Annotated in this window: 15 protein-coding genes and 1 pseudogene; 9 read left to right on the top strand and 7 right to left on the bottom strand. The window is 69.1% G+C overall.

The window, feature by feature from the left end; all coding sequences use genetic code 11:
* Positions 1–539 (bottom strand): annotated as a pseudogene (locus IG98_RS50945) (hypothetical protein); the annotation flags it as partial.
* A 166-nt stretch (positions 540–705) separates the two neighbouring features.
* Between IG98_RS50945 and IG98_RS0129745 the strand changes: the two are divergent.
* Complete coding sequence (locus tag IG98_RS0129745; protein WP_030919529.1) at positions 706–996, top strand: winged helix-turn-helix domain-containing protein; 291 nt, start codon at positions 706–708, stop codon at positions 994–996.
* Between the two features lie 226 nt (positions 997–1,222).
* Here the strand turns inward: IG98_RS0129745 and IG98_RS0129750 are convergent, their stop codons facing one another.
* The 3 genes from IG98_RS0129750 to IG98_RS0129760 form a co-directional block, all read right to left on the bottom strand.
* Positions 1,223–1,960 (bottom strand): HAD family hydrolase, encoded by a 738-nt coding sequence (locus IG98_RS0129750; RefSeq protein WP_030919532.1) that lies wholly within the window; start codon positions 1,958–1,960, stop codon positions 1,223–1,225.
* Between the two features lie 29 nt (positions 1,961–1,989).
* Complete coding sequence (locus IG98_RS52695) at positions 1,990–2,109, bottom strand: DLW-39 family protein (RefSeq protein ID WP_211264163.1); 120 nt, start codon at positions 2,107–2,109, stop codon at positions 1,990–1,992.
* A gap of 385 nt (positions 2,110–2,494) precedes the next feature.
* Positions 2,495–2,779, bottom strand: a complete 285-nt coding sequence (locus tag IG98_RS0129760; RefSeq protein ID WP_030919535.1) for a GNAT family N-acetyltransferase — start codon at positions 2,777–2,779, stop codon at positions 2,495–2,497.
* 255 nt (positions 2,780–3,034) lie between these two features.
* On the opposite strand from IG98_RS0129760, the gene IG98_RS0129765 reads away from it, so the two are divergent.
* From IG98_RS0129765 to IG98_RS0129790, 6 genes are all read left to right on the top strand, one after another.
* Complete coding sequence (locus tag IG98_RS0129765) at positions 3,035–3,412, top strand: STAS domain-containing protein (RefSeq protein WP_030919539.1); 378 nt, start codon at positions 3,035–3,037, stop codon at positions 3,410–3,412.
* Positions 3,413–3,569: 157 nt separating this feature from the next.
* Positions 3,570–3,968 (top strand): STAS domain-containing protein, encoded by a 399-nt coding sequence (locus IG98_RS0129770; RefSeq protein ID WP_084195754.1) that lies wholly within the window; start codon positions 3,570–3,572, stop codon positions 3,966–3,968.
* 118 nt (positions 3,969–4,086) lie between these two features.
* On the top strand, positions 4,087–4,539 hold the full coding sequence (locus IG98_RS47480; protein WP_051753154.1) for an ATP-binding protein: 453 nt from the start codon (positions 4,087–4,089) through the stop codon (positions 4,537–4,539).
* 382 nt (positions 4,540–4,921) lie between these two features.
* Positions 4,922–5,122 carry a ferredoxin gene (locus IG98_RS0129780; protein WP_030919549.1) on the top strand — a complete coding sequence of 67 codons (201 nt, stop codon included), beginning with the start codon at positions 4,922–4,924 and terminating at the stop codon, positions 5,120–5,122.
* Positions 5,119–6,528, top strand: coding sequence for an NAD(P)/FAD-dependent oxidoreductase (locus tag IG98_RS0129785; RefSeq protein ID WP_051753156.1), 1,410 nt, complete (start codon positions 5,119–5,121; stop codon positions 6,526–6,528). The genes IG98_RS0129780 and IG98_RS0129785 overlap by 4 nt, the downstream gene beginning before the upstream one ends.
* A complete protein-coding gene (locus tag IG98_RS0129790) occupies positions 6,525–7,745 on the top strand; it encodes a cytochrome P450 (RefSeq protein WP_030919556.1) in 1,221 nt (406 codons plus the stop codon). The genes IG98_RS0129785 and IG98_RS0129790 overlap by 4 nt, the downstream gene beginning before the upstream one ends.
* Before the next feature lie 7 nt (positions 7,746–7,752).
* Here the strand turns inward: IG98_RS0129790 and IG98_RS0129795 are convergent, their stop codons facing one another.
* Positions 7,753–8,469 carry a YqjF family protein gene (locus IG98_RS0129795; RefSeq protein ID WP_030919559.1) on the bottom strand — a complete coding sequence of 239 codons (717 nt, stop codon included), beginning with the start codon at positions 8,467–8,469 and terminating at the stop codon, positions 7,753–7,755.
* Positions 8,470–8,738: 269 nt separating this feature from the next.
* Between IG98_RS0129795 and IG98_RS0129800 the strand changes: the two genes are divergently transcribed.
* Positions 8,739–9,068, top strand: coding sequence for a putative quinol monooxygenase (locus IG98_RS0129800; protein WP_030919561.1), 330 nt, complete (start codon positions 8,739–8,741; stop codon positions 9,066–9,068).
* A 134-nt stretch (positions 9,069–9,202) separates the two neighbouring features.
* Positions 9,203–10,468, top strand: a complete 1,266-nt coding sequence (locus IG98_RS0129805) for a serine hydrolase domain-containing protein (RefSeq protein ID WP_037971631.1) — start codon at positions 9,203–9,205, stop codon at positions 10,466–10,468.
* A gap of 112 nt (positions 10,469–10,580) precedes the next feature.
* Here IG98_RS0129805 and IG98_RS50950 read toward each other — a convergent pair whose 3' ends face one another.
* Together IG98_RS50950 and IG98_RS0129815 are read right to left on the bottom strand one after the other, a co-directional pair.
* Positions 10,581–11,273: a hypothetical protein gene (locus IG98_RS50950; RefSeq protein ID WP_051753158.1), complete on the bottom strand. Its 693-nt coding sequence runs from the start codon at positions 11,271–11,273 to the stop codon at positions 10,581–10,583.
* A gap of 92 nt (positions 11,274–11,365) precedes the next feature.
* The gene (locus tag IG98_RS0129815; RefSeq protein ID WP_245651777.1) at positions 11,366–12,151 is read right to left on the bottom strand and encodes a DUF72 domain-containing protein; all 786 of its coding nucleotides are present in this window, start codon (positions 12,149–12,151) and stop codon (positions 11,366–11,368) included.
* Between the last annotated feature and the right edge of the window lie 11 nt (positions 12,152–12,162).

A 12,162-nucleotide genomic window follows, 5' to 3' on the forward strand; every position in this document is an offset into this window, starting at 1 on the left:
GGACGGGCCCGCTCTGTGGAGCAGGGAAGGATCTGGAGGGGTACGCCGTACCGGCCGGGTGGCCGGTACGAAGACGGGGCGAGCAGTGCGCAGGTGGTTCTTCGCCTCGGACGGGACGCGAGGTGGCGCCGGTAGCCGAACCGGGACACCTCGGTACGGGCGGTGGACGGACGCGTCGATCGCAGACGACAGCGCGACCGCCTGGACAACGACGCCGGTACGGCAGGCACGACGGGCGCGGCCTGCCCGGGACGGCGCTGGACGGGTATCGGCGGGATCTCCTCGGCCGGGGCCATGGGGGTGGAGGGCTCGAAGCAGGGCAGCGAGCGGTCTCCGGTCCGGCGGGCCCGCAGGCGAATGTCCAGCAGGTCACCGGAGGGCTGGGCGTACTCGTGGTCGGCGGGCCGATCGGGGCAGCCGTGCGCGTAGGGGGCATGCCCGCAGACGGCGCAGCCCATCGGCATCGGCACCGTATCGGCGAAACAGCCGCAACCACCGACCGCCTGTCTGTCGAGAACCAGAGCACTAAGGTTGCTCACGGGTCAGGACTCACCTTCCTGATCAAGGGACCCGTACGGCGTTGCGAGCGCCTGCGGGTCCCGTTTTTGTACTTGGCCAGAGGCTACGCGATAGAGCGTAGCCATGTATAGCAATGCATGGCTTCCCATAGATTTCAGCAGGTCACCATAGCCATACGGTGAAGTCATGAGCAGCGTCTCGCCGTTCGATCCAGAAGAGGACAGCCCGGAATATGTGTATGTCCGGCTGGCCAATCACATCCAGGCGTTGATCGATGCCGGTGACCTACGGCCGGGTCAGCGGCTCCCGGCAGAGCGTGATCTTGCTTCCGAATACGGAGTGGCGTACCTGACGGTGCGGCGCGCGATGCGGGAACTGCGCGGGCGTGGCCTGATCAGGACCGTGGTCGGAAGAGGGACGTACATCGACCCGCAGGCAGAACCCTCGCGTCCGGACGACATTCCACCCGCCGACTGATCAGCACAGCGGTGATCGCTGGAACAGATTCCTGCCGGGCAGCCGCACCTGAGAGATCCAAGCGAACGCAAGAGCCACACGGCCGAGGTCGCCTGGGGCCGCCCGGTCGTGCGGCAAGCGCGGGAACGTTCGCGCGATCTCCCCGAGGGCGGGAGTCAACTCACACTCAACCGGATTGAGCTCGTATACCGGCGGCGTGACATCGGATCCTCGGATCTACGGCCGGTCAGTGGGCTGCGGTAGCCAGGGGGGTTTCGGTGGGGGCGGTGCCGAGGAGGAGGTTGGGGAGGTCCGCGAGGGAGTCGAGGATGTGGGTGGCGCCGCCCTTGAGGAGGCGTTCCCTGCTGTGCACGCCGGTCAGGACGCCGACGACCACCGCCGCGCCCGCACGACGGCCGCAGAGCATCTCACTCTCGGAGTCCCCGACGACGGCGACCTGGCGTACATCCTCGATACCGAGTCGCAGGATCGCGGCGAGCACCAGGTCGGGCATCGGACGGCCACGGCCGGTGTCCTCGGGGCACAGGGCCAGATCGATCCTGTCGGACCAGCTCAGAGCGGCCAGCACGCGGCCGAGCGTGACCCGGCTGAAGCCGGTGGCGAGACAGATCTTGACGTCGGCACCGCGGAGCTTGTCGAGTGCCTCGACGATTCCGGGCAGCGGGACCAGGCCCGCACGTCCGACGGCGCCCTCGTAGGAGCGCTCGAAGGTCAGGTTGGCCGCCTGTGCCTGGGCCTCGTTGTCCGGGAAGATCCCCCGGAAGACATCGATCTTGGAGCATCCCCGGGACCGGTGCACGTGCACCATGGCGCGAGCGTACGCACCGGTCCCGGGCACGATGCCCTGCGTGGCGATCGCCTCGGCGAACGCCCGCTCGACCATGGCGACGTCACCGATCGTGGTGCCTGCCAGATCCAGGCAGACAAGCCTGATGGGCTTTACTCCATCTTGGGCAAGGACCATGAAAGCACCCGAATCGGTAGCCGCGTCTGTCAGTTCTCGCTGCCGGTGGCCTCGGTCCACAGGTCGAGCTCGGCGCGGTCGGCCTGCACCTTACGCCAGACCAGCAGCCCCCCGAGGGCGACGAGCGCCAGAACGAGCAACTTCTTCACGGTGTGACCCCACTTCTTGAGAAGTCTCACCTGCCGGGGTGAGACAACGCCCGGTTCGAACGGTTCCCTGCAGCCTAGCAAGGGATCGGGCCATGACCCGGTCCACATGACAAGCGTCACAGCCGATCTACGCTAACCGGGTAATTGCCACTATCATCCCGCACGACTCGCGACCCGATGATCACAATCCGCCATGAATCCTGTTGCAAAACCGCCCGCGTTCTTAACGATAACCCCCGGAGCGGGCCGCTCCATCCGCCCGAAAGTTCCGGTCACCGGCCGCCGGCAAGGCTTCCGCCCGGACATCGCGGTGACCAGCACGTCCGCTCGCTCCGGCGCGATTACCGGGGGCGCAAATGTCCCAAACCCTCTCGTTATGGATCGATCAGCCGCCCTGAACAAGATCGGCGTAGTCGGGGTGGCGGTCTATCCACTCCCTGACGAACCAGCAGAGCGGCACCACCTTGGCCCCTTCGGCGCGGGCCGCGTCCAGCGCGGTGCGGACGAGTGCGGACCCCACCCCGTTGCCCTCGTACGCCGGCTCGACCTTGGTGTGGGGATAGACGACGACCCCGTCACGCCGGACGAGCTCCAGCCGCCCCGCGTGCCTGCCATCCACCGTCGCCACGAAGGAATCGCCACCTGGGGAGAGCTTGACATCCACCTGCATGGAGGTTCTCCTTTGCCGGACCGCCGTACGGCGGTTCCTTGGTCAGCCGATTCCACGAGGCGTTCATTCCCAGGTGTGCGGATCTTCGGCGGACGCGATGGCCGACCCGTTTCTGTGCACTAGAACACGAAACCGGCAAAACGTACCAAAAGGCGCCCGACTGAAGGATGATGAGGGTAGGTACCGGCACCGCCGGTTCCTCATGACGATCAGCCGACACACCTGCCCCGTCACGGCAGACGTCGACTGCCCCTCATGCCCACCCAGAAGGTGATCAAAATGGTAGGTGAGGTCAGCCACGGCTCACTGCGCGTTCTCTTCACCGATCTGCCGGACGGCCTGCGCTGCGAGGGAGAGATCGACCTCTGTACGCGGCACATCCTGGTGCGGGCCCTCGCCGTGGCGGCGGAGCGCACCCGCGGCGATCTGCATGCCGATCTCCAGGGTGTCGACTTCGTCGACGTGGGCGGCCTGCGGGTGCTGGCGGAGATCGCGTTCGGGATGGCGGGCGACCGCAGGCTGGTCGTCAGGGGTCTCCGGCCACACGCGTGGCGGATCGCCGAGATCTGCGGCTGGTCGGAGGTGCTCGACGGCAGGTCCGGAGAAGGTATCCGTCAATGGGATAACAACTGATAACTCCTCGGCTGTAGCGTAAAAGTGCTCTAGAGAAATTCGGAGGATTTCAAGCCGAGCACGTTCGGATCGGCCCGGTCGGCTCCAGGCTTGAACCCGGCGGCGGCATCCGGCCTCCCTCCCTCCCTCCCCTCAACCGTTCACAGAGGTGTAACCCGTGAGCACTGCCGTCCGCGTGACCGACGTGTCCGACCCCTCGGTAAAGGAGATGGTCCTGCTGAGCCTGGCCGGCGAACTCGACTACACCAATGCCGAGCGGTTCCGTCACGACCTTCACCAGGTCATCGGCCAGGACCGGGGTGACCTGGTCATGGACCTGACCGATCTGACCTTCTGCGACTCCACCGGAATCCAGGCATTCCTGAACACCCGCAAGATCGTCCAGGACCGCGGAGGCAGCATCGTCCTGGCCAGCCCGCACCCCCGCCTGAAAAGAATCCTTCACCTGACCGGACTCGCCCAGGCCTTCGGCGTCCAGCCCACCGTCGCCGACGCCGTCAGGGCACTGCGACCGCAGCAGCCCGCCCCGGATATTCACGGCGGAGGACCGTCGTAAGTTGGCAACGATCGGGCAGGTGTCTAGCATCGTGTAACTCATCTGCAACGCCCTGATTCTGGAGCAAGTCGGCTCGTCCCCCGGTGACTACCAGACAAGGCGACGTCAAGGGGGTGTCGTGATCGGCGACCACGGCCAGCGCTGGCCGATCGACGAGGATCTCAGCGCGTTGCGGGAACGTCTCCACCATTACGCCGCCCAGGCCGGCATACGGGGCGAACGCCTGAACGACCTCCTCCTCGCCACCAACGAGGCGGTCATCAACGTCCTGGAGCACGGTGGCGGCAAGGGCACGGTGGACGTCTGGCAGGACGAGACCCACCTGACCATCGACGTCACCGACACCGTGGGGCTTCTGACCACCGAGCACATCCCGGCGAAGCGCCCCACGGGCACCATTCGAGGTTTCGGCCTGTGGCTGATGACCCAGCTGTGCGACGAGTTCACCATCGAGCAGCTCGCCGAAGGCTCCCGGGTCCGCCTGCGGATGAACCTGCGCTCTCCGGCGGCGCGGACCGGGGCACTCAACCAGGAAGATCCCGGCCAGGAACAGGTCCGGGCCTCACTCTGAGCCTCGCTGGACCGGGCCGCCGACCAATCGGGCGTCACCGCTCGCGAAGGGGGCGCGCCGTGATCGCCCACACGACTGTCGGCCGGAACACGCCATGGCCGAACCGGAGGGGATCTCTCGTACGCAATCCTTGACCCCCCGCTGGCAGAAGGGCGATGCTCCGTCCCGATGTCCGCGATACGCTCGTTTAGCCAGGTCAGCGCATTACATCGTTGTTTTCGCCGACCGTTCTCCCGGAACCGTGTCGGTCACCGGCGGCACGTGAGGACATGCCGCGGCATCGCCACGGGGCCGGATTCACGGTAGGCCCGGCCCACGGAAAACCGTCCTGGCTCCCCTCGCGCCTACTCAACCGTGCTCGGGCTCGGAAGGGATGGTCCTCATGAGGGTTGTCGTCGACCTGGCGCGCTGCCAAGGATATGCGCAGTGCGCCTTCCTGGCCCCGGACGCGTTCCGGATGCAGGGTGAGGAGGCACTCGCGTTCCACTCCAGCCCCGACGACGCGCAGCGGGACCAGGTCCTGCGTGCGGCCGCCGCCTGCCCGGTCCAGGCGATCCTGGTCGAGACAGCCGAACCGTCATGAGCAGCGAGCAGAGCCTGAAGGCGTTCAGGCGTGACGGCCGCATCGTGATCGTCGGCGCCTCCCTCGCGGGGCTGAGAGCCGCGGAGGCGCTGCGCGACGAGGGCTTCACCGGGGCGCTGACCCTCATCGGGGACGAGGCGTGCGAGCCCTACGACCGGCCTCCACTCTCCAAGCAGGTGCTGACCGGCTGGGTGCCCGCGGACGGCACCGCGCTACCCCGGCGCCGCGAGATCGGCGCGGAGTGGCTGCTCGGTGTGGCCGCCTCGGGGCTGGACCTCGCCGGCAAGCGGGTGCGGCTCGCGGACGGCAGGGAGATTCCCTACGACAGGTTGCTGATCACCACCGGGGTACGTGCCAGGTCCTGGCCCGACGAGGCCGAGGCCGCGCTGGACGGCGTGTTCGTGGTCCGCACCCGTGACGACTCCGGTCGCCTGCGGGAGCGGCTGGACGCCGGGCCCGGCCGGGTACTCGTCATCGGGGCCGGATTCGCCGGTTCCGAGATCGCCTCCGTCTGCCGCGAGCGCGGCATACCGGTGACCGTCGCCGAGGTCGCCGAGGCCCCGCTGGTGGGAGCACTCGGCAGCATGATCGGCTCGATCGCCGCGGACCTCCAGCGTGCGCACGGCGTCGACCTGCGCTGCGGTGTCCGGGTCACCCGGCTGGAGGGCGACGGGCGGGTGCGCCGCGCTCACTTCTCCGATGGAGATGCGATCGACGCCGAGGTGGTGGTGGTCGCGCTCGGCGGTGTGCGCAACACCGAGTGGCTGCGGGACTCGGGGCTGGCCGCCGACCGCTGGGGGGTGGCCTGCGACTCGGGGTGCCGGGCGTTCGACATCAACGGCCTGGTCACCGATGACGTCTTCGTCGCCGGGGACGTGGCACGCTGCCCGCACCCGGTCTACGAGTACCGGTTCCTGTCGCTGGAGCACTGGGCCAACGCGGTGGAGCAGGCCCAGGTCGCGGCGCACAACATGGTCAGCCCTCCGACCGACCGCTGGCCGCACCTGTCCATGCCGACGTTCTGGTCCATGCAGTTCGGCGTCAACATCAAGTCCGTCGGTGTTCCGGTCATGGCGGACGAGATCGCCGTCACCCAGGGATCGGTGGAGGAGCGCCGGTTCGTCGCGGCCTACGGGTACCGCGGCAGGGTCATCGCGGCCGTCAGCTTCGACAACGCCAAATGGCTCGACCACTACCGGCAGCTGATCGAGACGGCGGCCCCCTTCCCGCCCTCCTGCCCCACTCCCGACCGGCCCGCCGACATGAAGCCGGTCCCCGCCGACTTCCCGGATCCCGTCGTCATCACCCACGGAGCCACGGTCCTGGTCACCGGCCACGAGCCGAGCGAGCGGCGCGTGGCGTTCGTAAGGCCGGGGCCGTTGAAACCCCAGGAGAAGCGGTCATGACAGTCGCTCAGGCGCCCAGTACTCTCCAGCGGATCCTCGACTACTCCAGCCGGGCCGACCCGTACCCGCTCTACGCCGAGCTGCGCGGCAGGCCGGTGGCCCGGCAGGAGGACGGCGGCTACGTCGTCAGCACCTACCGGGAGATCAGCACGTTGCTGCACGATCCGCACCTCAGCTCCGACGCGCACAGCCTCGAAGACCCGGGGCCCGCCCTCGCCGAGTTCGGGGACCCGCCGGCCTTCATCGGCCTCGATCCGCCGCGACACGACCGGCTGCGCCGCATGGCGATGCGGCACTTCGGCCCCCCGCACTCACCCACGCTGATAGACGACATGCGACCCGACCTGACCGCCATCGTCACCGGCCTGATCGAGAACCTGGCGGGCCGGGACCAGATCGACGTCGTGGACGATTTCGCCTATCCCTTCCCGGTCACCGTGATCTGCCACCTGCTCGGCGTGCCCCGCGAGGACGAGCCGCGATTCCACCGGTGGGTCGAGGCGATCGTCGCGCTGCTCGACTTCGACCCCGCGAAGGACCCTCAGGAACGCCTGCGGGAGGGCGTGCAGGCCCGCAAGGACCTCAGGCACTATCTCGCCGAGCTCCTGCGGAGCCGCCGCGGCCGGCCGCCGGGCGACGACCTGCTGTCCCGGCTGGCGAGCGACGAGGGCCCCGACGGGCGCATGACGGACGAGGAGATCGTCAGCACCGCCAACCTGCTGCTCATCGCGGGGCACGAGACGACGGTCAACCTGATCACCAACGGCGTGCTGACCCTGCTGCGCCACCCCGAGGTGCTGGAGCGCCTGCGCCGCGAGCCCGAGATGATCATCCGGACGGTCGAGGAACTGCTGCGCTACGAACCTCCGGTGCACATCATCCCCTGGCGGGCCGCCTACAGCGACCTCACCGTCGCGGGCGTCACCATCCCGAAGGGCTCGCGGATCACGCTCATGCTCGCCTCCGGCAACCGCGACCCCGCGTACTTCCGCGACCCCGACCGGTTCGACCCCGACCGGCGGGACAACCGGCACCTCGGTTTCGGCAGTGGCATCCATCTGTGCTTCGGCGCGCCCCTGGCCCGGCTGGAGACGCAGATCGCGCTGAACGGGCTGGTACGCCACCTGAAGAATCCCCGGCTCGTCGCCGACCCGCCCCCGTACCGGCAGAGCGCGGTCCTGCGCGGCCCGCGCCACCTGCTGGTCAGGCAGGGATGACGCGTGGTCACCGGCTCCACATCCCGATCCTCACCGGTACCCCGGATGAGGCGTGCAGTACGGGAGCACCGTCCGGGGCGGCGAGCCCACCCGCCTGGAGGAGGTCCTCCTTTAGGCGGATCAGCCGGGCGTGGCGCAGCGGCCAGTCGGGGTGCTCGATCTCGGCGTGGGCCGTCCGGCCCGCGACCGTGGTGAACAGCCGGTAGCGGGCGGTCAGGAAGTGCGCCAACTCGTCGCGCTCCGGCTCCGCGAGCGGCGGACCGATCTCCACGTCCGCGTCGCAACGCGCGCCCGGCGGGCCGGGCCACCGGCGGCGGCAGCGGTAACCGCGCCGCTCACCGTCCGCGCGGACGGACATGCCGGACCAGAAGTAGGGCAGCCGGTAGGCGACCCGCGCGCCGAGCACGGCGAGCAGGCGCCCGGCGTCCAGCGACAGGAACCAGACCCCGTCGCGCCCCCGGCCATCTCGTACGTACGTACGCACGTTGGTCTCGGGGAACCGCGACAACCAGGGCAGGGCCGGCGAGTGCGGTACCCGCACGTCCTCCATCAGGAAGGTGGTGAGGCCGACCCAGGCGGCGCCGTCGAAGGTGTCCACGGTGAGCCCGGCCGGCAGCAGCCGCTGGATCTCGGCGGGCGGGTACCGCCAGTGCATGAAAGTCATCTCGGACCAGCGGTGGTACATGACCGGCCGGGCCACGCGCAGGGACGGTGGAGCCTGCATGGTTCGCTCCTTGTCGGGTGACGACGGTGCTCACGTGACGGCGGTGTCCGGGACGGTGAGGTTCCTGAGCCAGGTCTCATCGCCCGTCATGTGCCGGCCTTCCCGGTTGGGACCCGGCCCATGCGCCGCCGGCCGAGGCGGGCTCACGGCGGGTGGGTTCCCCCTCCCCGGCATCCGCTCGCCTATCTTGGCCATGGCGCCGCACACCTGCCCCACGCCATACCCGCAGGCGGGGAACACTCGCCTCGACTCTCGACAGGGAACAGTCAATGATCTTCATCGCCATCAAGTTCACGGTCCGTCCCGAGCGGGCCGAGGAGTGGCTCTCGCTCGTCGACGACTTCACCCAGGCCACCCGCAGCGAGCCAGGGAACGTCTTCTTCGAATGGTCCAGGAGCGTCGAGGTGCCGGGCCAGTTCGTCCTGCTGGAGGCGTTCGCCTCGCCCGCGGCGGGCGAGGCGCACGTGAACTCGGAGCACTTCAGGACCGCCATGGCCTGGATGCCCGAGCTGATCACGAAGACGCCGGAGATCATCAACGTCGAGGTGCCCGGCGAGGGCTGGTCACAGATGGCGGAACTGTCACCGGCCCGGAGCTGACCGGGCCGGCGAGCACGTCGACGTACAGCACGCGCTCGTTCAGCCTGCGAAGCGGTCCTATCTCCACCAGATAGGGGTCGATTTCCCGTAAGATCCCGTTTTCGTGATGACCTCAAAAGATCGGGGGATCTGGGATGTTGACCCGTAGGGACACGTTCAGGCTGCTCGCGGGCGCCGCGGCGGCCGGGGCCGCCACCGCGCAGGCCGGTCCGGCGTTCGCCGCCACCACGTCAGGCCGGGTGACCGCCCCCGTCTGGACGGTCACCGGGAAGAGCGCCTCGGGGCTGGCATCCTTCGACAGCACCCTGAAAAGTTTCATGCAGGCACGTGCCATCCCGCACGCGTCCCTGGCCGTGGTGCGCAAGGGCAAGCTGATGCTGGCCCGTGGCTACAACTGGACCGCGGACACCACGTTCCAGGCGGGCCCCACCTCGCTGTTCCGGGTCGCCAGCCTCAGCAAGCCGGTCACCGCGACCGCGGTGACGAAGCTCGTCCAGGACGGAAAGCTGAGCCTGTCCGCCCGGGTGGCACCGCTGCTCGGCCTGAGCACCGCCGCCGACGCCCGGCTCGGCAACGTCACCGTGCTCCACCTGCTGCAGCACCTGGGCGGCTGGGACAGCACCATCTCCTCGGACCCGATGTTCCAGGACCGCGCCGTCGCGAAGCTGCTCGGGGTGTCCCTGCCCGTGAGCCAGGCCAACGTCATCGAGTGGACCGGCAGGCGTCCGCTCGATCACGCCCCCGGAACGAAGTACGCCTACTCGAACTACGGCTACCTGCTGCTTGAGAAGGTCATCGAGAAGATCAGCGGCCTGTCGTACGCCGACTACGTACAGCAGAGGGTCCTCGGCGCCGTCAAGATCAAGCGGATGGCGCTCGGCAGATCCGCGAAGAGCCAGCGGCGGTCGACGGAGGCTCCGTACTTCTCCGGGAAGACCGGAACGACGGTGCTCGACACCTCCGGCACCGTGGTGCCCGCCCCTTACGGGAGCTTCAACATCGAGAACATGGCCGCGCACGGCGGCTGGCTCTCCTCCGCCGTCGACCTGGCGAAGTTCAGCACGATCTTCGACGGCGCGGGGCCGCTCACCGCGGCGTCCATCACCCGGACGTTCGCCAAGCCGTCCATCGGGATCAACGCGGACGGCTGGTACTACGGTCTGGGCTGGAATGTGCGCCCGGTCACCGGTGGCATGAACACCTGGCACACCGGGTCGCTGCCCGGCACCTCGACCCTCATGGTCCGCAGGTACGACGGGCTGAGCTGGGTGGTGCTGTTCGACCAGCGTGACGACCCCTCGGGCCTCGGCTACGGCGACATCGACTCCCTGATGCACAAGGCCGCGAACGCGGTCACCACCTGGCCGACCACCAACCTGTTCTCCACCTACGGCCTCTGAGCCCTGTGTCGCCTCACCGGGCAAGCCCGTATCCCGGGGAGGCGGCCCGAACCGGCTCCACGACATGGATCTTTCCGTCTGTCGCGGTCGCCGGCCCGCCCGGTCGGTACGCCTAGTCCGGCAGGCGCCTGTTCCGTCCGCGCCGCCGAGAGAATCGCCACCCGGTGAAGGTGAGACCGGCGGCGCCCGTCACGGCCACCCCCGCGTAGATCCAGATCGGGATCGGCCGGCCGCCGGAGGCGTCCGGTGCGGGAGTGGCGGCGGCCGTCGAGGACGAGGTCGCCGGGGATGAAGTCGCCGGGGGTGGGGTCGCCGTACCCAGAGCGGTGACGAGTTTCGCGGCGAGCGGCTCCCCGCTCGGCAGGCCGTCCCCGGCACGCAACGCGGCATCACCCGGGCTGACCAGCAGGTTACCGGCGCAGAGCGAGGTGTTCAGCGCCACTCCCGGATCGGCCGTGAGCAGGCCCGACTGGCCGGAGGCGGCGAACACCAGGTACCGCGACCCGGTGACGAAGTTGTATCCGCACGCGGCGCTGTCGGCGTTGGTGGCCACCTCGAACTCGGCGCTCGCCTTCCCCTTGTAGATCTGGTCGGCCCGGAAGGTGTAGACGACCGGCGGTGGGGTGCCGAGCGGGTCTCCGCCGACCCGGCGGGCGGCCACCACCGTCCCGGTGAAGACGGCCGCCGCCCCCTTCACCTGCTCGGCCGGTTCGAGGAGAGCGCAGGAGCAGGCGCATGCCGTACCGGGAGCGATCACGAGGGCCCCGGCCAGAAGAAGCAGAACGACGAGTAGCCGATGTCTCATGCCCTCATGACGTACCCTTCCACGCGATGGTTCGATACCGGTGCCATCAGCCCTCCACATCGACCGGGTTCCGGCCCACCGCAGCGGGACCGTCACCGGGCGAGCGTGGTTTTTCCGCGTGCCGGGATCCGGGCCGGCGTGCGGCTCACCGGCCACCCCTCGGCGCGCGCGAGTTCCGCGTATCGGACGGCGTCGCGCACCGCGGCGCCGCCCGGGTCGTTGTTGAAGTACACATGGACGTCGCAGCGCTCATCCCATGCCCGGCCCAGGCGGCGCAGCCAGGAACGGAGCGCGCCATCGCCGTATCCGGGCCAGGGGTGCGCCCGGCCCTCGTGGAAGCGCAGGTAGGCCCAGTCGGCGGTCCGCCACAGGGGTGTCTGCGGGCGGCCGAGCCGGTCGGCCCAGCACAGGGCCGCGCCGTGGGCCGACAGCACCTCGCGGACGGAGTCGCTCCACCATGACACGTGCCGGAACTCGACGGTGACCCGCACCCGGGCGGGAAAGCAGCGAAGGCACGCGGCGAGCCTGCCGGGATCGGCCGGCAATGTCGGCGGAAGCTGCAGGAGGATCGGCCCAAGCTTGGCTCCCAGGCCCTCGGCCGCCGCCAGCAGGCGTTCGACGGGCTCCTCGGGATCCTTCAGCCGTCTGACATGGGTGAGGAAGCGGCTTGCCTTGATCGCCATGACGAACGTGTCCGGGGTGCGGGCCCGCCACTTCTCGAACGTCTCGCGCGCCGGCAGTCGGTAGAAGGTGTTGTTGTTCTCGGTCGTCTCGAAGCACTCGGCATACCGCTCCAGCCACAGCCGCTGGGGCAGGCCGGGCGGGTAGAGCCCCCCGCGCCAGTCGGCATACTGCCAGCCAGACGTCCCCACCAGCATCATGACAGCTC

It is taken from the genome of Streptosporangium amethystogenes, assembly GCF_000721075.1.
Lineage (GTDB): Bacteria > Actinomycetota > Actinomycetes > Streptosporangiales > Streptosporangiaceae > Streptosporangium > Streptosporangium amethystogenes.